The sequence below is a fragment of the Pseudomonas sp. YJ42 genome (genome assembly GCF_047225135.1).
GTDB lineage: Bacteria > Pseudomonadota > Gammaproteobacteria > Pseudomonadales > Pseudomonadaceae > Stutzerimonas > Stutzerimonas stutzeri_E.
In genome coordinates this window covers 4,545,694-4,569,850 of the sequence record NZ_CP178378.1, presented here as the reverse complement: position 1 = coordinate 4,569,850, position 24,157 = coordinate 4,545,694, and the positions used below count along the sequence as shown (strand labels likewise).

Sequence of the window (24,157 nt, the reverse complement as noted above, 5' to 3'; positions counted from 1 at the left end):
GCATACGAAAAAGGGCCTGCATTGCTGCAGGCCCTTTTCGATTCTGGTGCACTCAGGAGGATTCGAACCTCCGACCGCTCGGTTCGTAGCCGAGTACTCTATCCAGCTGAGCTATGAGTGCATAAGCGCTTGATAAACCAGATCACCGCTGGTTACAACATCGAACCGCATTACTGCCGCTCGTTGCAATATGGTGCACTCAGGAGGATTCGAACCTCCGACCGCTCGGTTCGTAGCCGAGTACTCTATCCAGCTGAGCTATGAGTGCACTGAGGGTGCGCATTATAAGTTTGTAGATGTGTTGGTCAAGCTCTTTGATTCAATGATTTCCCATCAAATCCCAACGCTAAAACCGACTCAAAAACCCATTATGCAAAATGGCGGAGAGGGGGGGATTCGAACCCCCGACACCCTTTTGAGATGTACTCCCTTAGCAGGGGAGCGCCTTCGGCCACTCGGCCACCTCTCCGCAACACGGGGCGCATGATACCCATCTTCGCCCCGCTTGCAAAGCCAAAAATCACATAAATATTAATGGCTTGGTTCTTGATCTTTTTCTTTCTGGATCCGTTGATAAATCTCCTCGCGATGCACCGCTACCTCTTTGGGTGCATTCACTCCAATGCGCACTTGATTTCCTTTGACACCCAGCACAGTGACAGTCACATCGTCACCCACCATCAGGGTCTCTCCGACCCGGCGAGTCAGAATCAGCATTCCTTTCTCCTTAAAACGGATTCAATTCAGTAAACAGTCTGCAAAGATAAAAACGGATAATGTTCCGTGAAACATCGACCCTAGAGCCTTTCACCAGCTATTGACCAGTAGGGGCGACTCTAAAGTTCCTTTTTGCCCCATCTAATTCGACGGAAGGCGCGAATTAGTCGCAATTCTGCCAATCACTCCCCTTTCCCGGCGGGAGCATCCAGTTCAAACGCGGTATGTAGGGCCCGCACCGCCAGCTCCAGATATTTTTCCTCGATTACCACCGACACCTTGATTTCAGAGGTGGAGATCATCTGGATGTTGATGTTTTCCTTCGCCAGCGCCTCGAACATCCGGCTCGCCACGCCCGCGTGCGAACGCATGCCAACGCCGACTATCGACACCTTGGCGATATCCACATCGCCGATAACTTCCCGTGCACCCATATCCCGCGCAATGCCTTCAAGGACTTGCAACGCGTTATGGTAGTCGTTCCGGTGGACGGTGAAGGTGAAATCCGTGGTGTTATCGTGCGCGACGTTCTGCACGATCATATCGACTTCGACGTTCGCCGCACTGATCGGGCCGAGAATCTTGAAGGCTACCCCGGGGGTATCCGGTACGCCACGAATGGTCAGCTTGGCTTCGTCACGATTGAAAGCGATGCCGGAAATGATGGGCTGTTCCATGGATTCCTCTTCATCAAGGGTAATGAGGGTTCCTGGACCCTCCTGAAAGCTGTGCAACACACGCAACGGCACGCTGTATTTGCCGGCGAACTCGACGGCACGAATCTGCAGCACCTTTGAACCGAGGCTCGCCATCTCGAGCATCTCTTCGAAGGTGATCTTGTCGAGACGCTGAGCCTTGGCTACGACGCGAGGATCGGTCGTGTAGACCCCGTCGACGTCGGTATAGATCTGGCATTCGTCCGCCTTCAGCGCAGCGGCCAGGGCCACACCGGTGGTATCCGACCCACCACGACCAAGCGTGGTGATGTTGCCCGCCTCGTCAACGCCCTGAAAACCGGCGACCACGACGACACGGCCCGCCTTGAGCTCCTTGTGAATCTGCTGCGAATCGATCTGGAGAATTCGCGCTTTCGTATGGGCGCTGTCAGTGAGGATACGCACCTGACCGCCGGTATAAGACACCGCCGGCACGCCGATCTTGATCAGCGCCATCGCCAACAGGGCGATGGTGACCTGCTCGCCCGTCGAGACCATGACGTCCAATTCACGAGCAACGGGCTGCTCGCTGATCTGTTTGGCCAGATCGATCAGGCGGTTGGTTTCACCACTCATGGCGGAAACCACCACGACGATGTCGTCGCCATTGTCACGGAACTTCTTGACCTTCGCCGCCACTTGTTCGATGCGCTCGACGGAGCCCACCGAAGTACCTCCAAACTTCTGTACGATCAAAGCCATTTCATCGCCGCCTAAGCCCATCTCGGGCGCTTATTAAACAATCCTTCCAAGCACCGCTATGCACGCGCCCGGTCAGCGTGCCTGCCGGCTCGCCATTCATCGCAACGCGGCCTTTGCCTAAATCGATCAAGCTGACCGGCCACGTCGCCGCTCTGGTTACCAACTTTGCTCGACGAATGCCTGGGCAAGCCCCAGGGCGTCGTCGAGTCGAGCCGCATCGCTGCCGCCGCCTTGCGCCATATCCGGGCGACCGCCACCCTTGCCACCGACAACCGCAGCCGCCTGTTTCATCAGATCGCCCGCTTTTACCCGGCCAGTGAGATCCTGCGTCACGCCAGCCACCAGCACGACTTTCTCGTCCTGCACACCGCCGAGAAGAATCACACCGCTACCAAGCTTGTTCTTCAACTGATCGACCAGCGCCAACAACGCCTTGCCATCCAGGCCATCTACACGCGCAGCCAGCGTTTTCACGCCTTTGACGTCGACAGCGGAGCCGGCCAGATCATTGCCGGTAGCACTGGCCGCCTTGGCCTTAAGCTGCTCGAGCTCCTTTTCCAACTGGCGATTGCGTTCGAGCATCGCGCCCAGCTTGTCCAGTAGGTTTTCGCGGCTGCCCTTGACCAGCGCAGCTGCTTCTTTCAACTGCTCCTCGGCCCCGTTCAAGTACGCCAGGGCTTGCTCGCCGGTGACCGCCTCGATACGTCGCACGCCAGCAGCTACGCCGCCCTCGCTGATGATCTTGAACAGGCCGATGTCACCGGTACGCTTGACGTGGGTGCCGCCACAAAGCTCGACCGAGAAGCCGCCGCCCATGGTCAATACGCGGACCTGATCGCCGTATTTCTCGCCAAACAGGGCCATGGCGCCCTTGCTCTTGGCCGTTTCGATGTCGGTTTCCTCGATCTCCACCGCGGTGTTGCTGCGAATCTCGGCATTGACCCTGTCTTCCAGCGCTTTCAGTTGCTCGGGCTTGATCGCCTCGAAATGGCTGAAGTCGAAGCGTAGCCGCTGGCTGTCGACCAGCGAGCCTTTCTGGGTGACGTGGTCGCCGAGCATCTGGCGCAATGCCGCATGCAGTAGATGCGTGGCGGAGTGGTTCAGCGCAGTGGCCTGACGAACCGACGCGTCGACAGTGGCGTCGACGGTCGCCCCGATGTGCAGGCTGCCGCTATCGAGAATGCCGTGATGCAGAAACGCTCCACCCACCTTGCTGGTGTCGCTCACATCGAAGCGCAGGCCTTCCGCGGACAGATAGCCACAATCGCCGATCTGCCCACCGGACTCGGCATAGAACGGCGTCTCGTCGAGAACGACCACACCTGCCTCGCCTGCCGACAGGTGCTGTACCGCCATGCCTTCCTTGAACAGCGCCAGCACTTTGCCGCTTCCAGAGGTTCCTAGATAACCGGTGAAGCGTGTTTCGCCCTCGACCTTGACCAGGCTGTTGTAGTCCATGCCAAAGGCACTGGCCGAACGCGCGCGCTCACGCTGGGCTTCCATTTCACGCTCGAAGCCTTCCTCATCCAGCGTCAGCTCACGCTCACGCGCGATATCTCCAGTGAGATCGACCGGGAAGCCGTAGGTATCGTAAAGCTTGAAGATCACCTCGCCCGGGATGACGCCGCCTTTCAATTCAGCCAGATCCTGCTCAAGAATCTTCAGCCCTTGCTCAAGGGTCTTGGCGAACTGCTCTTCTTCGGTCTTGAGTACGCGCTCGATATGCGCCTGCTGCGTTTTCAGCTCAGAGAAGGCATCACCCATCTCCGCCACCAGAGCTAGGACGATTTTGTGGAAGAAGCTGCCCTTCGCGCCCAGCTTGTTGCCATGGCGGCAGGCGCGACGAATGATGCGTCGCAACACGTAACCACGGCCCTCGTTCGACGGCGTCACGCCATCGGCAATCAGGAAGCCGCAGGAACGGATGTGGTCGGCGACCACTTTGAGCGAAGCCTGGCCATCATTACTGCAACCAATAGCCTGAGCGGAGGCGTTGAGCAGGCTCTGGAAAAGATCGATCTCATAGTTCGAGTTGACGTGCTGCAACACCGCGCTGATGCGCTCCAGCCCCATGCCGGTGTCGACACTGGGCGCCGGAAGCGGATGCATGACGCCGTCCGCCGTACGGTTGAACTGCATGAACACGTTGTTCCAGATCTCGATGTAGCGGTCGCCATCTTCCTCCGGCGAACCGGGCGGACCGCCCCAGATACCCTCGCCATGGTCGAAGAAGATTTCGGTGCAGGGCCCACACGGGCCGGTATCGCCCATCGCCCAGAAATTGTCCGACGCGTAGGGCGCACCCTTGTTGTCACCGATGCGCACCATACGCTCAGCCGGCACGCCGACTTCTTGGGTCCAGAGGTCATAGGCTTCGTCATCGCTGGCGTAGACGGTGACCCACAGTTTGTCCTTGGGCAGATTCAGCCACTTCTCGGATGTCAGGAATTCCCACGCATAGCTGATGGCGTCGCGCTTGAAATAATCGCCGAAGCTGAAGTTACCGAGCATCTCGAAGAAGGTGTGATGCCGCGCGGTGTAACCGACGTTCTCCAGATCGTTGTGCTTGCCGCCGGCACGGACGCACTTCTGGCTGGTGGCCGCGCGGGTATAGGCGCGCTTTTCCAGACCGAGGAAGCAGTCCTTGAACTGGTTCATACCGGCATTGGTGAACAACAGAGTCGGATCGTTCGCCGGAATCAGCGAACTGGAGGCCACACGGGTGTGACCCTTCTCTTCGAAGAAGCGGAGGAAGGCTTCACGGATTTCTGCGCTTTTCATAGATTTCTTCCAGAGGACTGCGGCCGAACGGCTGCAAAACGACACGGCGAGGCGGCACCGGGAGCCGGTTCGCAGCTATCCAAACGGATAGCCGGCAAAGGGCCGCATTATATCGGGCCTACGCCGCGCGCATAGAGGATAAATAAGATTGAATCAAGCTATTCGATAGCGATTCGGACCTATGCGCCGGCGAACGCGGCAAAGCTTTCCAGGATCGGCTCGACATGCTCGGGCCGTACATCCAGATGCGTCACCATCCGCAGCCGCGGTGCCGCAGTCAAAAGCACGCCACGCTCGGCACAGAATGCCTTCAGCGCCGCAGCGCGATCACCCATCTGCACATAGACCATGTTCGTCTGTACCGGCTCGACCGCGTAACCCAGCGCACCCAGCCCTTCGGCGATAGCCTGCGCGCGCTGGTGATCGTGCACCAGACGCTGCACATGATGCTCCAGTGCGTAGAGCCCTGCCGCAGCCAGCATGCCCGCCTGACGCATGCCGCCACCGACCATCTTGCGCAAGCGCCGTGCCCGGGAAATCAAAGATTCATCGCCGCAAAGCACCGAGCCGACCGGGGCACCAAGCCCCTTTGAAAGGCACACCGATACCGAGTCGAAGTGACGACTGATGTCCTCAGCAGAGCAACCCAGCTTGACCACCGCATTGAACAATCGAGCGCCGTCGAGATGCAGGGCAAGCCCCCGCTCGCGCGTGAACGAACGCGCCTCGGCCAGATATTCAAGGGGCAAAACTTTGCCCTGCATGGTGTTTTCCAGCGCCAGCAGGCGGGTACGGGCGAAATGAAAATCGTCCGGCTTGATCGCTGCTGCGACACGATCCAGGTCTAGAGAACCATCCGCTTCCATCTCGATCGGCTGTGGCTGAATCGAGCCGAGCACCGCGGCGCCACCAGCCTCGTATTTATAGGCATGCGCCAGTTGTCCGGCGATGTACTCATCGCCACGTTGGCAATGCGACATGAGCGCCAGCAGGTTGCTCATGGTCCCGCTGGGCACGAACAGTCCGGCGTTCAGCCCCAGTTGCGCCGCCAGCGTCTGCTCCAGCCGACAAACCGTCGGATCTTCGCCGTAAACATCGTCTCCGGTAGGCGCGTTCAGCATGGCTTCACGCATGCCAGCCGTGGGCTGGGTAACCGTATCGCTGCGAAGATCGATAAAACTCATGGAATTCCCTTGATCAATGACACCCGCCGTACTGGAGATGGAAACGCGTCGCGCCCTTGCGACTAACGCAACAGACGAACATCCAGGACTTTCGAGCCACCACCCAACAGCGTTTCGGTGATGGCGATGAAGTCCTCGGTAGTGACCTTATCGAGACGCATCAGGCCGCGAGCGACGTCGTCCAAGGAGTGGCGGCTCTTGCTGCGCTGCCGGATTTCCTTGTCGAGATCCTGAAGCAACAGCACGGCCCTCGCGGTAACCCGGCCAGTTGAGCGCTCGGTCCGCAGGCTGTCCACCTTGCGACTCCACTTGGTCAGGTGATCCCGAACCGCCTGGTAACGATCCTCGCTCATGCCACCGGCACGACGAACCAGTTCGATGGCGTAGTACTCGGCCAAGCCTTCGGTGATCCAGTCGCTGCGATCGGCATCGGTGATACGGCTGAACACGTGTACGAGCTCATGCACCAACGAACTGGTTCCGTTCTCGCTGACCAGCGGGCGATCGGCGTGCATGAACAGTGAATTCGGCCCGGACAAACCACCCCGCCACATCGGATCACCAGCCCCGACGATCAACAGCTTCTTGGGATCGCGCGGAAAAACGTTCTGCATCTCCGGCCAGACGAAGGTGAGCAATGTGAGAATATCCATCCGCCGCAGCCCTTCGCCCACTGGCCCCGCGACCGTGACGTCGGTTTCCCCCAGCTTGGCGCGGCGACTACCGAGCTTGCCGGCTAGTATCCAGCCGGTCGGCCGGTCAAAAAGACGTTCACGGTTATCAACACGGAAGCGATTCTCGCCGATGCGCGGCCAACCGGTCTCGACGCTCTTCCAACCCTCGGGCAGCTCGATACGCAGTCGGGAAATCAGCCTGACCCCATCCTGCTGGCTCACCCGACCAGCAGGGATCAGATCATCACCACGAAGCAGCGCCCAGTCGTCCGTCATTCGCGCATCGAAGCGGCCACTTTTACGTTGATGGCTGACCTTTACCCGATAGCTCAGCCGCGCCTTGCCGGCAGCCGGTTGCCAGACGCCGCGACCACCCGCCTCCTCCCAGCTGCCTTGAGCATCGGTTTCGAAATCGCTATACAGGCCCTCGTCACCAAGGTTGAAGTCGAGCTGCCTGATGGCGCTGCCCTCCTCGAGCAACAGCTGGACCTCGGCAACGTCCTGCTCGGGAACGAATTTGACGACGAAATCCAGATCGACCTGCCTGGCCGCATGGGCTGGGGCGGTGAATAGCAGCAATAGAACGGCTAACAGCGGTAACTGACGGAGGGACATCGAGCAGCTCCAAGTTGGGGGCATTGCTATGACGACGTGGTCAGCGGTTGATTCAACCGGCTCGGAAAATCAGGTGGTCTTCCCAATCCTCGTCCGCGACGGAGCCCTCGGCGATCATTCGGCCGGACTGGGAAATGCGCTCGGCATGCACGGCGTCCCGATCACCACACACCAGATGGTGCCAAAGCGGAAGGTCTTTGCCTTCGGCCACGAGCCGATAGCCACAGGTGGTCGGCAGCCACTTGAACTGGGCAGCGTCCTCCGCATTCAGCTGAACGCAATCGGGTACGCTGGCCCTTCGGTTGGGGTAGTCGGTGCAGCGACAGGTTTTCAGATCGAGCAGTTTGCAGGCGACGCGGGTGTAATAGACGCTGCCGTCCTCTTCGTCTTCGAGCTTTTGCAGGCAGCACAACCCGCAGCCATCGCAAAGGGATTCCCACTCGACCGAATCCAGCTCGGCGAGGGTCTTGCGCTTCCAGAAGGGTTCGACTTTTGCCGCCATGAAAATAGCCATCTCGAATAAAGATGCGAGTCTAGCCACTGGCGTGCAGCGGGCCAAGTCTGACGGCACTTGGGCCATAAGCGATCAGCCGCGCGTACCGCGACCGATCACTTGCATACGGGCGCTACACCGGGTCGTTGCGACGTAGCAACTCCTCGGGCAGATGCTCGATGTATTCCTCCTCAGGCGGTGGCATCTGCAGGTGATAGCCCTGCTTTTCCAGGTTATCCAGCACCGTCGCGATGTCCTCGCGCGCCAGCTTGCGCTCAGGTGTCAGGACTATGTCAAAGGCATGCTGCGGCGGACCGAAGGCAGCCAGCAACGCGTCAGGCACTCGTGCCAGCGCCTCGCTGCGTTCGACGTACAGATACATTTCGTTCTTGCGCGGGCTTCTATAAATGGAGCAGATGCGTTTCATGGTTTCGCTTCCAGCACTTCAATAAGGGCTTGGCCCATCCGCTCGCGACGCCAACCGCGCAGCGAATCGGGCAGCTCGTAGGGGCCATCCGGATATCCGCTTTTCAGCAAGGCTTCAAGAACCTTCTTGCGCAACATCAGTTCAGGAGCGATGTCCAGGAGCTGTGCCTCCCGCTGACCGACAGCACGTAATTTCTTCAGCAACCCCGACGCCTCCAACGGTAATGGTTCCGGCAACGGTTCAGGGCAGTCCTGCTCAGGCGTGGCGGCAGCGGCGCGGATCAGCTCGAGCAAGGTTTCACCATCCTGACGCACGGTGCGAGGATGCATGTCGTCAATACGCGCCAGGCTGACCAGATCGGCTGGCTGAGTACGTGCCAGCGGCCAAAGACTATGCTCACGCAAAACCCGATTACGCGGCTGATTGCGCGCCCGCGCCTCACGTTCGCGCCAGGCGGCCAGCACCCGCAATACAGCAAGCTGCCGTGGTTTGAGTCGCCAGGCCTGCTTGACCTCACGGTAGGCTTCATCGGGATCGGTTTCGCGCTGCAGGTTCGCGACCAATTCGGCACCGTCTTCCAGAACCCAGGCGCGCTTGTCATCGGACAGCTTCGGTAGCAACACCTCGTACAGCTCAGCCAGATGCTGCGCATCTTCGGCGGCATAACGCACCTGCATTTCGCTCAGCGGTCTCTGTAGCCAGTCGGAGCGTGTCTCGCCCTTGGGCAGCTCGATGTCGAGCACACTCTGAACCAGACGCGAATAGCCCATGGAGAAGCCGATATTCAAATAGCCAGCAGCCAGCTGTGTATCGAACAACGGTGCTGGCAGGCTGCCAGTTAAGCGCCACAGCACTTCAAGATCTTCGCTGCAGGCGTGCAGTACCTTGACCACATGCCGATCTTCCAGCAGACCGGCAAACGCTGCCCAATCGGTAATCAGCAATGGGTCGATCAAATAGGCACATCGCCCGTCACCAACCTGCAGCAGAGCGGCGATCGGATAGAACGTATCGACCCGCATGAACTCGGTATCCACCGCTACATAAGGCAGCTGGCGCCACTCGGCACAAAGGCGGGCCAGATGTGCATCATCCAGCACCCATTGAGTTTCGATGGCCACTAGGCCCTCCTTGTTGTTTGAAATACGACCGGCGGGCGGGCGAAGAGGCGCGCAGTATATATCGCGTCCCGCTATTCGCAGCGCAATCATCGGACGCGACGATTCGCGTGATAACGTTTTGCCGACAATCCGAAGGGAGCCCTGCCATGCCGCTTGCTCAACTGATCGATAGCGAACAACTGTCCGCACGCCTGTTCCAGCCAAACCTGCGTATCCTCGACTGCCGTTTTGCCCTGGACGACCCCGACTACGGTAGGCACAGCTACGAGCAGGCTCATATTCCCGGCGCGGTGTTTCTCGATCTGGAAAAGGATCTGTCGGGCCCGGTAGTCCCCGGTCAGACCGGTCGACATCCGCTGCCGCAACCGGACGAACTGGCTGCACGACTGCGCGCCGCAGGTCTGGCTGATGACAGCGAAGTGGTGCTCTACGATGACGGCCCCGGCGCCTTTGCCGCCAGAGCCTGGTGGCTACTGGCATGGCTGGGCAAGCGCACCGGCGTGTACCTGCTGGACGGCGGTTACCGGGCCTGGTGCGAGGCCGGTGGGGCCGTAACTGACGGCCCGACCAGCATTTTGCCGAGCGATTTCGAAGGCAGTGCGGATGACAGCCTGCTGATCGATGCGCAACAACTGCTCACACGTCTGGAGCAACCCGATCTGACCTTGCTCGACGCGCGCGCCCTACCCCGCTTTCTCGGCGAGCAGGAACCCATCGACCCAGTGGCCGGACACATTCCGGGCGCTCGCTGCGTGCCATTCACAGAGAACCTCGACGCCAATGGGCGTTTTCTTCCGCCAGAGCAGCTGCGCGCGCGATTCGATCAGCAACTGGCGGACCGGCCCACGGATACGCTGGTGGCCTACTGCGGATCTGGCGTAACGGCCTGCCATAATCTGTTTGCGCTGTGCCTCGCCGGCTATCCACTGGGCAAACTTTATTCTGGCTCGTGGAGCGAGTGGATTACAGATCCAGGTCGACCTGTCGCTTCATCGCACCGGCAAAAACATGACTAAATAGTCAAAGTACGTCCATACGGTTTTATCGGCTATTCGACCATTTATCGGCGCCGATCGTCGTTCTTTACGAAAAATTGCACTCTTTCCTTTGCGACGAATCATAGAAGCTTGATAGGGTCCGAGCCGCTTTTTCCCCCTGGAGTACAACAATGAGAACAACTTGGTTGAAGACCGCCATTGCCGTAGCTGTAGGCGCCCTTTCCACTCAGGCCATGGCTGCCGGCTTCGCCCTTAACGAGCAAAGCATCAGCGGCATGGGCACCTCGTTCGCGGGCCGCTCCTCTTCTGCCGATGACGCCACCACCCTGTTCGGCAATCCAGCCGGCATGTCCCGCCTCAAGCGTGAAGAAGTCAGCTTTGGGATGGCGGCCATCAATGCCAAGACTGATATCAAAAACGCCAGTGGCGCACCAGGCAGCAACGACGGCGACATGGTTCCGGTCACTGCCGTTCCGATGGGTTACTACGTCAATCCACTGGATGACAAATGGGCCGTCGGTGTCGGCATCTATGTCCCATTCGGCCTGATCACGGACTACGAAAGCGGATTCTCCGGTCGCTACCATGGCGATTACAGCGAAGTTCGTGTCATCACTGTGCAGCCTACCGTCAGCTATCGCTTCAATGAAAAGTTGTCGGTCGGCTTTGGCCCGACGATCAACCGAATCGATGGGCAACTGGAAAGCGCCGTGCCGCCGGTGCTCGGCACAAGCGACAGCCGAGTGAAAATCAAAGGCGACGATACGGCGCTGGGCTTCAATGTTGGTGTGCTGTACGAATTCAGCCCCCGTACCCGCGCAGGCGTTACCTACCACTCCAAGGTCGATTACACACTGGAAGGTGACACCCGCGTGTCAGGCAACGACCCGGCTCTGGGTTTTGTCGGCGCCTATGGCAAATACGATGCATCCCTAGATCTGGAAACGCCTGAATCCATCGATTTCTCGCTTACCCATGAGCTGAACGATCAGTGGACCATCTACGGCGGAGCCATGCTGACTCGCTGGAGCCGCCTTGAGACGATCATGGTGGAGAACGAGGGTGTTGCGCCTGGCCCGGCATCGGCCAGCTTCGGCACCATCGAAGAAGAGCAGGACTGGCACGACACCTGGTCTTATGCGCTGGGTGCCGCCTACAAGCTGAACAAGCAATGGACCCTGCGCACAGGCTTGGCCTTCGATCAGAGCCCTACCAACAACACGCATCGCTCGCCACGTATCCCAACGGGTGATCGGACCGCAGTAAGTTTTGGTCTGGCCTGGAATCCGAGCGATGATGTGACTGTTGACCTGGCCTACTCCTATCTATGGGAAGAAGACGCCAAGATCCGCCAAGCGTCATACAACGCCACCTACGAAAACAGCGCCCATGGTTTCGGCGCTGCCATGACTTACCGCTTCTGATGCACCCCGCCCCGACCGCTCGGTCGGGGCCACCTTTCTCGCTCGCTACTTGCCCAGCGCCTTTTCAATTGCCGCGATCAGCTTCGGATCGTCCGGCTCGACCTTGCTGGAAAAATAATCGATGACATGGCCGTCACGGTCGACCACGTACTTGTAAAAATTCCAGCGCGGCGCCCCTCCGGCCTGTTTGGCCAATTCCTTGAACAGCGGTATCGCATCGCTGCCTCTGACCGGTTGCGTTTGCGCCATTGGAAAGGTCACGCCGTAGTCGACGTAGCAAACCTTTGCTGTCTCCGCGGCATCGTCAGATTCTTGAAAGAAGTCGTCGGACGGCACGCCCAGCACCACCAGCCCCTGATCCTTGTAATGCTGGTATAGCGCCTCCAGCCCTTTGAACTGCGGGGCGAAGCCACAAAAGCTGGCGGTGTTCACCACCACCAGTGCGTGGCCGTTGAACTGGCATAAATCAATGGTTTCTTTCGAGCGCAGCTTCGGCAGTTCATGTTGCAGCAAGGCCGGGCATTCTTGAGCGGCTACCGGGCCGGCCAGCAGCGCCAAGGCGAGCGAGGCGGCATACAGATGCATTCTCATTGGAAATCTCCAGACGGGATCTCGCCCACGCTACTCCCGCGACAGCAAGCCAGCAACGCCTGGCCTGTCAGGCCACAGCATTCTCGACGACGCTATATACAAATTTATATAACGCTTGTCAGAATAGCCGCGACTGACAGGAGCCAAACATGAGCGATCCGAGAGACTTCGCGCCGCTACGCATCGATGGGCAACTCTGGTTCAACCGCGGCGAGAAAGGCTATCTCGGAGGCAAACGCATCGAGCTGCTCCAACAGATCGAGGCAACGGGCTCCATTACTCGCGCAGCCAAGGCCATCGGCCTCAGCTACAAGGCGGCCTGGGACGCGGTGGATGCCATGAACAATTTATCGGAGCGCCCGCTGGTGACGCGGGTAGCCGGCGGCGCCAAAGGCGGGGGTACCCAGCTAACCGACTTCGGCCGCGAGATGCTCCACGTCTGGCAACGCATGCAGTACGAATATGAACGTTTCCTCGCGCATGTGGCGCAAGGCATCGAAGGGTTCGAGGACATCGACAAGCTACTCAGGGCTATCGCCATGAAAACCAGCGCACGCAACCAGTTTCGAGGCCGCATCACCCATGTGGAAAAAGGCGCGGTGAACGGCAGCCTGAGCCTCGATATCGGTGACGGCCAGTCGATCACCGCCACCCTGACCAACGACAGTATCGACGAGCTCCAGCTGGCTCACGGCAAGACCGCAATGGCGTTGATCAAGGCCAGCTTCGTGCTGCTATCACCTGACCCCGCCGTGAAGATCAGCGCACGCAACCGGCTGAGCGGCACCATTAGCGGCCTGACGCCCGGCGCGGTGAACTGTGACGTCAAGCTGCGGCTGCCCGGGGATCGCACGCTGGGCGCAGTGATCACCAATGAAAGCGCCGAAGCGCTCGGATTGGCGGTCGGACAGCCCTGTACCGCGCTGATCAAGGCTTCGCACGTCATCATCGCAGTCGATTGAGGAGAGACAATGGAGAACGTTCGCGGAATCATCGTTGCGCTGTTAGCGGTAGCGTTGCCGATGGCCGGCCACGCCGATGAGGTCCAAGTCGCGGTGGCGTCTAATTTCACCGCGCCGATGCAGAGTATCGCCGAGCGGTTCGAGCAAGAAACCGGTCACAAAGCCCTGCTCGCTTTTGGTTCGACTGGAAAGTTTTATGCGCAGATTCGCAACGGTGCGCCTTTCGACGTGCTGCTGGCGGCAGATGACGTGGTGCCGACCAAGCTGGAAGCAGAAGCTCTGGGCGTAACGGGAAGCCGCTTCACCTATGCCATCGGTACGCTGGTGCTCTGGTCGGCCAAAGACGGCTATCTCGACGATGCCACGACGCTGACCCAACGACCGTTCCGCCACCTGGCCATCGCCAACCCGAAAACCGCACCCTACGGCGCCGCCGCCATGGCCACGCTGACGAAGCTCGGCTTGGCCGAGTCGCTCCAGGGCAAGCTGGTACAGGGCGAGAATATCGCCCAGACGCACCAGTTCATCGCCACCGGCAACGCCGAGCTCGGCTTCGTCGCTCTCTCGCAGGTCATCAGCGACGGCAAGATTCGCCAAGGCTCGGCCTGGATCGTCCCTGCCGAGTACCATCCACCGATCCGTCAGGACGCCTTGCTGCTGAGCAAAGGCCGCGGCAATCCGGCGGCACGAGCGCTGCTCGACTACCTCAGAAGCGCTAAGGCGAGCGAGGTAATCGAGGCTTATGGCTATAGCTCGGAATGATCGTCCTGGATGAGGCCAGCCTGTCGGCAATCTGGCTGACGCTCAAACTCGCCAGCACGACCACCGTACTCCTGCTATTGATCGGTACGCCGATCGCCTGGTGGCTGGCGCGCACCCGCTCGCGACTGAAGGGCCCGATTGGTGCGGTGGTCGCGCTGCCGCTGGTCCTGCCACCCAGCGTGTTGGGCTTCTACCTGCTGACCGCCATGGGCCCCAACGGTCCGGTCGGGCAGCTGACGCTGTTTCTCGGTCTTGGCACCCTGCCCTTCAGCTTCGCGGGCCTGGTGGTGGGCTCGCTCTTCTATTCCATGCCGTTTGTCGTACAGCCGCTGCAGAATGCCTTCGAGGCGATCGGCGATCGACCTCTGGAAGCCGCGGCCACCTTGCGTGCGAGTCCGCTGGACTGCTTTTTCAGTGTCGTCCTGCCGCTCGCCAGGCCTGGATTCATCACGGCCAGTATTCTCGGCTTCGCCCATACCGTCGGTGAATTCGGCGTGGTGTTGATGATCGGCGGCAACATCCCAGAACGAACCCGCGTGGTATCGGTGCAGATCTACGATCATGTGGAGGCGATGGAATACACCCAGGCGCACTGGCTGGCGGGCGGGATGCTACTGTTCTCATTCCTCGTGCTGCTGATTCTTTACAGCAGCCGCCTCAGACAAGGATGGCGCGGATGACCACCAGGCAAAGCGGTATCCACGCCAGCCTACGTCTGGACCACCCCGATTTCACCTTGGATGTCGATCTGCGCCTGCCAGGGCGCGGCGTCACCGCGCTGTTCGGTCACTCGGGTTCCGGCAAGACCAGTTGCCTGCGCTGCATCGCCGGACTGGAGCGTGCCGGCATTGGCCGCCTCGAAATCAACGGCGAGTGCTGGCAGGACTCCACAAGCCGCCTCTTCGTTCCGCCCCACCAACGTGCGCTCGGTTACGTCTTTCAGGATGACAACCTCTTTGCGCACCTGACGGTCAGAGGCAACCTCGAGTTCGGCATGAAGCGCGTCGCAGCCCGGCAGCGACGCGTCGCCTGGGACCTGGCGGTGGAGCTGCTCGGCATTGGCCATCTGCTGGAACGGATGCCGGAACGCCTGTCCGGTGGCGAACGCCAGCGTGTCGGCATCGCCCGCGCGCTATTGACCAGTCCGCGGTTGCTATTGATGGACGAACCGTTGGCAGCCCTGGATCTCAAGCGCAAGCAGGAAATCCTGCCCTACCTCGAACGCCTGCACGACGAGCTGGAAATCCCCGTCATCTACGTCAGCCACTCGCCAGACGAAGTCGCTCGACTGGCCGACTATCTGGTGTTGCTCGATGAAGGGCGCGTAATGGCTCAAGGCGATCTGCGCGAGACACTGGCTCGCCTCGATCTACCGACGGCGTTCGGCGAAGACGCCGGGGTGGTGATCGACTCGGTCGTCGCCGAACACGACGCGGCCTATCACCTGACGCGTCTGGTCTTCCAAGGCGGCGACGTGCTGGTGGCCAGGCGCGAAGAAGCGATCGGGCAACGCCTGCGTTTTCGCGTTCATGCCCGGGATGTCAGCCTGGCCTTGGCGAAAGCCGAAGGCACCAGCATCAGCAATCTGCTGCCAGCTTGCGTGGAGCAGGTCGTTGCAGCCGACACGCCCGCCCATGTGCTGGTGCGATTGAATGCCCAGGGCACGCCATTGCTGGCGCGTATCAGCCGCCGCTCGGCCGATCAGCTAGACGTCCGCACAGGCAAGACCCTGTGGGCCCAGATCAAGACGGTCGCACTGCTTGGCTGACGTCATCAAGCCTGAAGCGCCAACGCGACCAGCACCGCGCATTCCGCCAGTTCGAGCAACGCGCCTGCGGTGTCTCCGGTGGTGCCGCCAATACGACGACACATGGCCTGCCGAGCCAACGCGCCGATGCCGATCGCCACGGCCAGGGCCAGCCAACCGCTCTGCCCCGATACCAGGCACAGCAAGGCAACCATGACCAGAACCCTGCGAACGGCGGCGCGTGGCAGGTGCTCGGCCAGCGCTTGGCCGAGACCGCCAGGGCGTACGTAGGGCGTCGTCAGAAACAACCCAAGCAACGCACTCCGCCCCACCAACGGCGCAAGCAACAGCGCCAGATGTTTGCCCTCGTCGAGCAGGGTCCAGAGCGCGACGAACTTGAGCAGTAGCACTGCCACCAGCACAACCACTGCAACCGGCCCGCTGCGCGGGTCTTTCATGATCGCCAAGGTACGATCGCGATCACCGAAGCCTCCCAGCCAGGCATCGGCGCTGTCGGCCAGCCCGTCGAGGTGCAACGCACCGGTCAGCCCGATCCACGCGACCAGCACTAACGCAGCTTGCAAAGGTGGCGCAGCACCCTCCAGCAACAGACTGAGCAACCCGAGCATGCCGCCTATCAGCAGGCCCACCAGCGGGTAATACAGGAGCGACTTGCCGACCTGGTGCGGCTCGGGCTTGCCACTCAGCTGTACGGGCAGACAGGTGAGGAACTGCAGGGCGATCAGGAAGGGTTGCATCGTTCTTCCAACCAAAGCGCGGCGTCGGCGAAGCCTGCTCTCAGCCCGAATAACGCACCATGTCCCACCTCGACCTCCAATAGTCGTTCACGCGGGAGACCACGGGCGCGGGCCAGCAACAGGCGCATCACGCCCGCATGGGTGACCAACAAAACCCGTTCGCTCGCGCATCGCTCTGTGATGCGCTCGATGGCGGCCAGAATGCGGGTTTCGAACTCAATGAGCGGCTCTGCGCCCGGCGGCGTGAAACCATAAGGATCGCGCCAGAATCGCCCCAGATCATCGCTTTGATTCACCATCAGCTCGGCGGCGGTACGGCCCTCCCATTCCCCGAAGTCCAGCTCGCGCAGGCCCGGCTCCAGTTCGAGCGGCAGCCCTCTCTGCTCGGCAAGTTCGGTGGCGAAGCCCTTGCAGCGACGCAACGGCGAGCTGACGATACGTTGCCAGGGCGCGCCCTGGGCGACGGCCGCACGCAGCTGCTGCCAGCCCGCAACGCTGAGCTCGTCGTCCAGGCGTCCGCGAAAGCCGGCCGCAGATAACGTCTCGCCATGGCGCAACATGTCCAGCTGCACGCTCATCCGAGCTTCGCCGCGACAGCTGCTTCGTCGAACGTGGCCATGCCATCGTGCAGTGCGCAGGCCAAACGTAACAGCGGCACCGCCAAAGCCGCCCCGCTGCCTTCACCCAGACGCAGGCCGAGATCGAGCAGCGGTTCGGCCTCGAGCGCTTGCAGCACGGTTCGGTGGCCGGGTTCGGCCGAGCAATGGGCGAACAACAGCCAGTCACGGCAGGCCGGATTCAGACGGATCGCGCAGAGCGCCGCGACGCCGCAGATGAAACCATCAACCAGCGTCACGATGCCCAACTGAGCGCAGGCGATATAGGCGCCGGTGAGCGCGGCGAGTTCGAACCCGCCGAGCCGCTGCATCCAGCCGAGCGTATCGTGTGCGCCCGCATGGAGCGCCAGCGCACGCTCGATGACGGCCGATTTGTGCGCGACGCCCGTGGCATCCAACCCGGTCCCGGGGCCTGCCAGGTCGTGCGGCGAACACCCCAGCAAGGCGCAGGCCAGCGCCGCCGCAGTGGTGGTATTACCGATGCCCATCTCACCGCCTATGAACAGCTCGGTCCGCTGCTCGCGCGCCCGTTCTACGCTGTCACGCCCGGCTCGCAAGGCGCGCTGGCAGACCTCGAAGTCCATGGCGGCACCCTGGGTGAAATTCCGCGTGCCGGGCCCCAGCGCCAGGTGACGCACACCCGGCAAGGGAGGCAGCGCGCCCGCAGTTCCCAGGTCGATCACCTCCAATGTCGCCCCGAGCTGACGGGCGAGCACGCCGATCGCAGCGCCGCCATTGACGAAATTGGCCAGCATCTGGCCGGTGACCGATTGCGGAAACGCCGAAACGCCCTCTTCTGCCACACCATGATCACCAGCAAAAACAGCAATCCATACGTGCTCGAGCGACGGCCGCTCGCGGACCTGCAATGCCGCCAGCCGTGGGATCACAGCTTCGATGCACCCCAGCGCGCCACTCGGTTTGGTCAGTTGAGCATTACGCAGACGTGCCGCCTGTCGAGCCGTTTCATTCGGCACTCGACACGCTTGTTCCCACCAATACCGGTTCAAATCGCCTCTCCTTTCAGAACCATTGGCAAACCCGCCACGGTAAACACCACCCGTTCACAGCGCTCGGCCAGCGCCTGGTGAAGCCAGCCGGCCTCGTCGACGTAACGCCGGCTCAGTTCGCCCAACGGCACCACACCCAGGCCGGTTTCGTTGCTTACCAGCAACACTCGTCCTGGCAGCTCGACCAGGCAGGCGAGCAATGCATCGCGCTCTTCGGGCAGGCGATCCGGATCGCCCAGCATCAGCAGGTTGGTCAGCCACAGCGTCAAGCAATCGACCAGCAGGCAGCGATCATCGCGGGCGTGTTCGCGTAGCACGCGGGCCAGCGCCAGCGGCTCTTCCACTAGCATCCATTCGCACGGACGGCGGGCGCGGTGATGGGCGATGCGTTCGCTCATCTCGCCGTCCAGTGGCTGGCTGGTAGCGATATAGGTGACGGCCAGGCCGCTATCGCTGGCGAGGCGCTCGGCCAGACGACTCTTGCCGGAACGGGCACCGCCAAGAATGAGTTCGATCATTCCGCCTTCCCCGCTGCCAGCCCGCAGAGCGCGAGAAGGCGCACCGCGTCCAGGTGCGCCTCGACCAGATCGGCGAGACGTTCGATGTCGCGCTCACGCAAAGCTTGGTAATCGACCCGTTGAACGTTCTCTAAACCAGCCCAGCGCAGCAGCGCCTGGCAGGCATCAGGTGATTCGAACAGCCCGTGCAGATAGGTGCCGAGCACTTGCCCATCCTCACTGATAGCACCGTCGCATCGGCCATCGTCGAGGCGCACCGCGGCACCCTCAAGTGCCGGTCCCGTGCTGACACCCGCATGGATTTCATAGCCACTAACTTCAACGTCGCCCACGACCAAGCGCCCGCGAACATTGCGCAGCTGCTTGCCGGTCATGAGCGTTGTAGACAATTCGAGCAGACCGAGTCCCTGAACCAACCCCGGCGCACCTTCCAAGCCGAGCGGATCGGCGATCCGCTCACCGAGCATCTGCAGCCCGCCGCAAATGCCCAGCAGCTTGCCGCCGTAGCGCAAATGCCGTGCAATTGCCTGTTCCCAGCCGTTTTCACGCAGCCAGATGAGATCGGCGCGCACGCTTTTCGAGCCCGGAAGGATGATTAGATCGGCAGCTGGAACGGCCTGCCCGGGGCCAACGAAATGCAAATCGACCTGAGGGTGCAAGCGCAGCGGGTCGAAGTCCGTATGATTGCTGATACGCGGCAGCACCGGCACCACGACCTTGAGCGTCTGCTCGCCCTTAGCCGACTGGCGCACGTCGATCGCATCTTCGGCTTCGAGATGGAAATCCATCAGATAGGGCAGCACACCGAGCACCGGCTTGCCCGTGCGCCGCTCCAGCCAGTCCAGGCCGGGTTGCAGCAGGGCGATATCACCACGAAAGCGGTTGATCACGAACCCTTTAACCCGCGCCTGCTCGCTCGGGCTGAGCAATTCCAACGTACCGACCAGGTGGGCGAAGACCCCGCCCTTATCGATATCGGCAATGAGGATCACCGGGCAATCCACTGCCTCGGCGAAGCCCATGTTGGCGATATCGTTGGCGCGCAAATTGATCTCGGCAGGCGAGCCGGCGCCTTCGACCATCACCACCTCATAAGCCATGCTCAGGCGTTGATGAGAGTCGAGCACCGCCGTCATCGCCACACGCTTGTAGTCATGGTAAGCCGCCGCATCCATGTTGCTGACGGCCCGCCCGTGAATGATCACCTGCGCCCCGATATCGCTGTTGGGCTTGAGCAGAATCGGATTCATGTCGGTGTGCGGCAGCAGCCCGGCGGCTTGTGCCTGCACGGCCTGAGCCCGACCGATCTCGCCGCCGTCGGTGGTCACCGCGCTGTTGAGCGCCATATTCTGCGGTTTGAACGGCACGACCGTTACGCCCTGGCGCCGCAGCCAACGGCACAATGCGGTCACCAGCGTGCTCTTGCCCGCATCGGATGTGGTGCCCTGAACCATCAAGGTGCCCATGCATTGATCTCCCTGGACGTGGCCAGCGCATCCGCAAGGCGAGCCCAGCCCAACTCGTCCCCTGGTAATCCAAAACGCAGGCTCGACGGATAGCGGTAGCGACGCACGAGAATGCCCTGCTTGGCGAAGAACTCGTAGAGCCGGTTCGACGCCTCCGTAGCCACCCATTGAAACAGCCCGCAACCGCCAGTCGGAGGCAGAGCGTGGGCCGTCAGCAGCTGCGCCAGGCGCTCGGCATCGGCCTGCAGGCGTTCGCGTTGCAGGCGTTGGCCGCGACAATCCGTCAACAGCGAGATACCCATGAACCGAGAAGGTCCCGCTATCGGCCACGGGCCCAAGGTATCTCCGAGCTGACCGAGCAGTTCGTCTTCAGCCAGCACAAAACCGAGCCGCGCGCCCGCCATGGCGAAGAACTTGCCGAACGAACGCAGCACGATCAGCCCTGGCAGATGACTGTGCATGGCCAGGCTTTGCGCCGGAGTCGGGTCGATGAACGCTTCGTCGACGATCAGCCAGCCGCCGCGCGCAGCCAGCTGTGCGTGCCAGTCGAGCAGTTGAGCTGGTGACAACAGCCGCCCGGTCGGATTGTTCGGATTGACCACCACCAGCACATCGAGTTGATCGAGCGCGCGCGGTACGCCTCCTTCGCTGAATTCGACCAGACGATGCCCGCCGCGGCGCCAGGCCTCGGCGTGCTCGCCATAGCAGGGCGAAATGATCCCGACCTGCGATTGACGACGCAGGCGCGGCAACACCTGGATCGCCGCCTGCGATCCGGCGACCGGCAACAGCGATTCGGCGTGGTAGTAATCTCGCGCGGCGGATTCCAGTGCATCGTCGGTTTCGGGCAGCCGCACCCAGACGTCCGCCGGGATGTCGGGTAAATCGAAGCCATAGGGTGCAATCCCGGTGGACAGGTCGAGCCAATCCGACAGCGGGACACCGAACTCACGCGCTGCCGCACGTAATCGACCGCCATGTTCAAGCATCCAGCCAATCCCCCAATAAAAGCACCAGCAGCCAGACGCCTACGCCGGCCCAGACCATATCCAGCGCCCGCTCGATATCGCGCGCACCGGGTGCTTCACCCTCGCCGAGCGTGGGCCGCTCGTGCAGCGCGCCATGATAGAGCGCCGGACCGCCCAGCGTGACGCCCAATGCACCCGCACCAGCGGCCATGACCGGACCGGCGTTGGGGCTGTCCCAAAGCGGCGCCTGGCGCCACCAGCAGCGAAGGGAGAGGCGCGTGCGTCCAAGCAACGCATAAGTCAGGGCCACCAGCCGAGCAGGAACGAAATTCAGCGCATCGTCGATTCGCGCGGCCGCCCAGCCGAAGCGCTCGAATCGCGCATTGCGGTAGCCCCACATCGCATCCAGGGTATTGCTCAGGCGATACAACACGACGCCCGGCGCGCCGGCGATGGCGAACCAGAACAGCGCGGCGAACACCGCGTCGCTGCCGTTTTCCAGCGCTGACTCCGTCGCGGCGCGGGCCACGCCGTGCGCGTCCAGCTCAGACGTGTCTCGGCTGACGATGAAGCCAACGCGTCGCCGCGCCTCGATCAGATTGCCGCTGCGCAATGCGCTTGCCACCGGCAGCACGTGTTCGCCGAGGCTGCGAAGCCCCAGCGCGATGTACAGCAGTGCGATTTCCAGCCATCCGCCAATGCCCGGCAACAGGCTCAACAACCAGGCAATGACCGTCAGCGGCAGCACCGCCATGCACCAGGCGGTGACGCCATGACTACGCCAGCCGCGCCCGTCCGGGCCGTTGAAGTGCAACTCCAGACGCTCCGCCAATCGCCCGAACGCCACCAGAGGATGGCCGCGACGAGGTTCGCCGAACATCGCATCCAGACCGACCCCCACGAGGCAGCTCAGGGCCACGCTCACTCCCGGCACTCCCAGCCGTTGTGAAACACCAGTTCCTCCAGCGGTCGCGGCTGGGCCCAGCCTTCCAACGCCAGCATCGGGGCCGGGTAGAATTCGGCGACCGGCCCCAGGCAGATCACCGCAACCGGTTGGGCACCCGCCGGCATCTGCAACAGCGCCGCCAGTGCTTGCGGCTCGAACAGCGATACCCAGCCCATCCCCAGCCCTTCGGCGCGTGAGGCGAGCCACAGGTTCTGAATGGCACAAGCGGCCGAAGCCAAGTCCATCTCCGGCATGGTGCGTCGACCGAATACATGCTCCTCGCGCCCTTCCATCAGCGCGACCACCAGCAACTCGGCACACGCTTGAATCCCTTCGACCTTCAACTGCATGAATTCACGGCCGCGCTCGCCCAGCGCGTCGGCTGTCAGCCCACGCTCATGCTCGACCTGCTCGGCGATGGCAGTACGCAAGTCGCGCCGGGTGATACGGACGAAACGCCATGGCTGCATCAGGCCGACACTGGGTGCCTGATGTGCGGCTTCGAGCAGGCGAGCGAGCAGCTCCGGCGCTACCTCACCGCCGATGAAATGACGCATGTCGCGGCGTTCGGCAATCGCGCGGTAGACGCCGAGGCGCTGCGCCTCGGTGAAGGCATGGTCGTTCATGGCTTGAACAGCGCTGCAGCTGCCTCGGGAGCGGAAGGCAGATAGAAATGAATGTAGGAAGCGGTCAGGCGGCCCTCTCGATAGACTGCCTCGGCCGTGCGTCTGTAGTTCGGGCATTCGCCGCACGCGAGGGGCTGCAGCGTCGAATCCAGCGATGAATGATGGAACGTATGACCACGCATGCACCCTTCCGGCAGTTCTACCGCCTGCAGCGCCAGCGCCGTGAGGCGCTTCTGGATTTTGGCTTCACCGGGCAACAGACCCAGCATTGCCTCGCGCCCGCCCGCCTGATCGGTCAGCCCGTCGAGCAGATAGAGCATGCCGCCGCATTCGGCCAGCAGCGGTTTGCCGGCTTGATGATGCGCGCGGATCGCGTCAGCCATCGCCCGATTGCCTGCCAACGCACGCAGATGCAGCTCGGGATAGCCGCCCGGCAGGTACAGACTATCCACCGCGGGCAAGCGGGCATCATGCAGCGGGGAGAAGTACAGCAGCTCGGCACCGAGCGCCTCGAGCAAATCCAGATTGGCCTGATAGATGAAGGCGAAAGCGGCATCGCGCGCCACACCGATGCGCACGCCCTGCAACAACGTAGGCAACGCCTCCGTCTGCGACGGTGGAAAGGCCACTGGCGTCGGCAATTCGCTGTTGGCGCTCGCTGCCAGCGCATCGGCCGCGGCGTCGAGCCGGGCGTCCAGATCGGCGAGTTCCTGTGCCTGCACCAAGCCAAGGTGACGGCTCGGCAAGCTGACTGCCTCGCTGCGTGGTAGCGCGCCAAACCAGTCAATATGGCTCGGTAGGCAATCGCGAAGAATCTCGCCGTGGCGGCTACTGCCTACCCGATTGGCGAGAACGCCGGCGAACGGCAGATCCGGCTGGTAGCTGGCCAGACCGTGAGCCAGCGCACCGAAGGTCTGCGCCATGGCTGAGCCATCCACCACCGCCAGGATCGGAATGCCGAAATGCCGCGCCAGATCAGCCGCTGACGGCGTGCCGTCGAACAGGCCCATGACGCCTTCGATCAGGATCAGATCGGCCTCGCCCGCCGCTTCCCATAGCAAACGTCGGCTTTCCTCCACGCCAACCATCCACAGATCGAGCTGGTAGACCGGGCTACCGCTGGCATGCGCCAGGACCATAGGATCAAGAAAATCCGGCCCGCACTTGAATACCCGTACGCGTTTGCCCTGGCGTCTGTGCAAGCGGGCAAGGCCTGCAGTCACCGTCGTCTTGCCTTGTCCCGAGGCTGGTGCGGCAATCAACAGTGCCGGACACTGGCGCGGCGCGTTCATCGTGCGACCCCGCTTCCGGCGGGCGTTGGTTCAGTCGCCAGC

General features: G+C 61.7%; 24 protein-coding genes and 3 tRNA genes. 6 read left to right on the top strand and 21 right to left on the bottom strand.

The window, feature by feature from the left end; genetic code table 11:
• Positions 1–44 precede the first annotated feature (44 nt).
• The 11 genes from ACL0K2_RS21210 to rnd all read right to left on the bottom strand — a co-directional run bounded on the left by ACL0K2_RS21210 (position 45) and on the right by rnd (position 9,430).
• Positions 45–121: transfer RNA gene (locus tag ACL0K2_RS21210), tRNA-Arg, on the bottom strand.
• Positions 122–191: 70 nt separating this feature from the next.
• Positions 192–268: transfer RNA gene (locus ACL0K2_RS21205), tRNA-Arg, on the bottom strand.
• 110 nt (positions 269–378) lie between these two features.
• Positions 379–469, bottom strand: a tRNA-Ser gene (locus tag ACL0K2_RS21200).
• A 62-nt stretch (positions 470–531) separates the two neighbouring features.
• Positions 532–717 (bottom strand): carbon storage regulator CsrA, encoded by a 186-nt coding sequence (gene csrA / locus ACL0K2_RS21195; RefSeq protein ID WP_003283978.1) that lies wholly within the window; start codon positions 715–717, stop codon positions 532–534.
• 182 nt (positions 718–899) lie between these two features.
• On the bottom strand, positions 900–2,135 hold the full coding sequence (locus tag ACL0K2_RS21190) for an aspartate kinase (protein WP_045161178.1): 1,236 nt from the start codon (positions 2,133–2,135) through the stop codon (positions 900–902).
• Positions 2,136–2,291: 156 nt separating this feature from the next.
• Positions 2,292–4,916 (bottom strand): alanine--tRNA ligase, encoded by a 2,625-nt coding sequence (gene alaS / locus ACL0K2_RS21185; RefSeq protein ID WP_413043380.1) that lies wholly within the window; start codon positions 4,914–4,916, stop codon positions 2,292–2,294.
• 179 nt (positions 4,917–5,095) lie between these two features.
• Complete coding sequence (gene ltaE, locus ACL0K2_RS21180) at positions 5,096–6,100, bottom strand: low-specificity L-threonine aldolase (RefSeq protein ID WP_239611965.1); 1,005 nt, start codon at positions 6,098–6,100, stop codon at positions 5,096–5,098.
• Between the two features lie 62 nt (positions 6,101–6,162).
• Positions 6,163–7,389, bottom strand: coding sequence for a hypothetical protein (locus tag ACL0K2_RS21175; RefSeq protein ID WP_045161169.1), 1,227 nt, complete (start codon positions 7,387–7,389; stop codon positions 6,163–6,165).
• Positions 7,390–7,441: 52 nt separating this feature from the next.
• A complete protein-coding gene (locus tag ACL0K2_RS21170) occupies positions 7,442–7,891 on the bottom strand; it encodes a YcgN family cysteine cluster protein (RefSeq protein ID WP_045161177.1) in 450 nt (149 codons plus the stop codon).
• A 124-nt stretch (positions 7,892–8,015) separates the two neighbouring features.
• Positions 8,016–8,309: a YcgL domain-containing protein gene (locus ACL0K2_RS21165; RefSeq protein WP_045161168.1), complete on the bottom strand. Its 294-nt coding sequence runs from the start codon at positions 8,307–8,309 to the stop codon at positions 8,016–8,018.
• Complete coding sequence (gene rnd, locus ACL0K2_RS21160) at positions 8,306–9,430, bottom strand: ribonuclease D (RefSeq protein WP_413043379.1); 1,125 nt, start codon at positions 9,428–9,430, stop codon at positions 8,306–8,308. The genes ACL0K2_RS21165 and rnd overlap by 4 nt, the downstream gene beginning before the upstream one ends.
• Before the next feature lie 146 nt (positions 9,431–9,576).
• On the opposite strand from rnd, the gene ACL0K2_RS21155 reads away from it, so the two are divergent.
• Complete coding sequence (locus ACL0K2_RS21155) at positions 9,577–10,446, top strand: sulfurtransferase (protein ID WP_239611961.1); 870 nt, start codon at positions 9,577–9,579, stop codon at positions 10,444–10,446.
• A gap of 152 nt (positions 10,447–10,598) precedes the next feature.
• Positions 10,599–11,852 carry an OmpP1/FadL family transporter gene (locus ACL0K2_RS21150; protein WP_045161164.1) on the top strand — a complete coding sequence of 418 codons (1,254 nt, stop codon included), beginning with the start codon at positions 10,599–10,601 and terminating at the stop codon, positions 11,850–11,852.
• 45 nt (positions 11,853–11,897) lie between these two features.
• Here the strand turns inward: ACL0K2_RS21150 and ACL0K2_RS21145 are convergent, their stop codons facing one another.
• The gene (locus ACL0K2_RS21145) at positions 11,898–12,443 is read right to left on the bottom strand and encodes a glutathione peroxidase (RefSeq protein ID WP_413043378.1); all 546 of its coding nucleotides are present in this window, start codon (positions 12,441–12,443) and stop codon (positions 11,898–11,900) included.
• Positions 12,444–12,592: 149 nt separating this feature from the next.
• Between ACL0K2_RS21145 and ACL0K2_RS21140 the strand changes: the two genes are divergently transcribed.
• Genes ACL0K2_RS21140 through modC form a run of 4 tightly spaced genes read left to right on the top strand, consistent with a single transcriptional unit; the run spans position 12,593 to position 15,935 of the window.
• Complete coding sequence (locus ACL0K2_RS21140) at positions 12,593–13,405, top strand: TOBE domain-containing protein (protein ID WP_413043377.1); 813 nt, start codon at positions 12,593–12,595, stop codon at positions 13,403–13,405.
• A gap of 9 nt (positions 13,406–13,414) precedes the next feature.
• Entirely contained in the window at positions 13,415–14,167 is a 753-nt protein-coding gene (gene modA / locus ACL0K2_RS21135; RefSeq protein ID WP_413043376.1) for a molybdate ABC transporter substrate-binding protein, read from the top strand.
• Positions 14,164–14,847 (top strand): molybdate ABC transporter permease subunit, encoded by a 684-nt coding sequence (gene modB, locus ACL0K2_RS21130; protein ID WP_155397606.1) that lies wholly within the window; start codon positions 14,164–14,166, stop codon positions 14,845–14,847. Before modA ends, modB begins: the two co-directional genes overlap by 4 nt.
• Complete coding sequence (modC, locus tag ACL0K2_RS21125; protein ID WP_239611958.1) at positions 14,844–15,935, top strand: molybdenum ABC transporter ATP-binding protein; 1,092 nt, start codon at positions 14,844–14,846, stop codon at positions 15,933–15,935. Before modB ends, modC begins: the two co-directional genes overlap by 4 nt.
• Before the next feature lie 5 nt (positions 15,936–15,940).
• Here modC and ACL0K2_RS21120 read toward each other — a convergent pair whose 3' ends face one another.
• Genes ACL0K2_RS21120 through ACL0K2_RS21080 form a run of 9 tightly spaced genes read right to left on the bottom strand, consistent with a single transcriptional unit; the run spans position 15,941 to position 24,115 of the window.
• Positions 15,941–16,672 (bottom strand): adenosylcobinamide-GDP ribazoletransferase, encoded by a 732-nt coding sequence (locus ACL0K2_RS21120; protein ID WP_413043375.1) that lies wholly within the window; start codon positions 16,670–16,672, stop codon positions 15,941–15,943.
• Positions 16,657–17,250, bottom strand: a complete 594-nt coding sequence (gene cobC, locus ACL0K2_RS21115) for an alpha-ribazole phosphatase family protein (RefSeq protein WP_413043374.1) — start codon at positions 17,248–17,250, stop codon at positions 16,657–16,659. Before cobC ends, ACL0K2_RS21120 begins: the two co-directional genes overlap by 16 nt.
• Positions 17,247–18,299: a nicotinate-nucleotide--dimethylbenzimidazole phosphoribosyltransferase gene (cobT, locus tag ACL0K2_RS21110; RefSeq protein WP_413043373.1), complete on the bottom strand. Its 1,053-nt coding sequence runs from the start codon at positions 18,297–18,299 to the stop codon at positions 17,247–17,249. The genes cobC and cobT overlap by 4 nt, the downstream gene beginning before the upstream one ends.
• Positions 18,296–18,817: a bifunctional adenosylcobinamide kinase/adenosylcobinamide-phosphate guanylyltransferase gene (gene cobU / locus ACL0K2_RS21105; RefSeq protein WP_045161152.1), complete on the bottom strand. Its 522-nt coding sequence runs from the start codon at positions 18,815–18,817 to the stop codon at positions 18,296–18,298. Before cobU ends, cobT begins: the two co-directional genes overlap by 4 nt.
• Complete coding sequence (locus ACL0K2_RS21100; RefSeq protein ID WP_413043372.1) at positions 18,814–20,283, bottom strand: cobyric acid synthase; 1,470 nt, start codon at positions 20,281–20,283, stop codon at positions 18,814–18,816. Before ACL0K2_RS21100 ends, cobU begins: the two co-directional genes overlap by 4 nt.
• The gene (gene cobD / locus ACL0K2_RS21095) at positions 20,271–21,272 is read right to left on the bottom strand and encodes a threonine-phosphate decarboxylase CobD (protein ID WP_045161148.1); all 1,002 of its coding nucleotides are present in this window, start codon (positions 21,270–21,272) and stop codon (positions 20,271–20,273) included. The genes ACL0K2_RS21100 and cobD overlap by 13 nt, the downstream gene beginning before the upstream one ends.
• Positions 21,265–22,176, bottom strand: a complete 912-nt coding sequence (cbiB, locus tag ACL0K2_RS21090; protein ID WP_413043371.1) for an adenosylcobinamide-phosphate synthase CbiB — start codon at positions 22,174–22,176, stop codon at positions 21,265–21,267. Before cbiB ends, cobD begins: the two co-directional genes overlap by 8 nt.
• Positions 22,173–22,823, bottom strand: coding sequence for a 5,6-dimethylbenzimidazole synthase (bluB, locus tag ACL0K2_RS21085; protein ID WP_239611953.1), 651 nt, complete (start codon positions 22,821–22,823; stop codon positions 22,173–22,175). The genes cbiB and bluB overlap by 4 nt, the downstream gene beginning before the upstream one ends.
• On the bottom strand, positions 22,820–24,115 hold the full coding sequence (locus ACL0K2_RS21080) for a cobyrinate a,c-diamide synthase (protein WP_413043370.1): 1,296 nt from the start codon (positions 24,113–24,115) through the stop codon (positions 22,820–22,822). The genes bluB and ACL0K2_RS21080 overlap by 4 nt, the downstream gene beginning before the upstream one ends.
• Between the last annotated feature and the right edge of the window lie 42 nt (positions 24,116–24,157).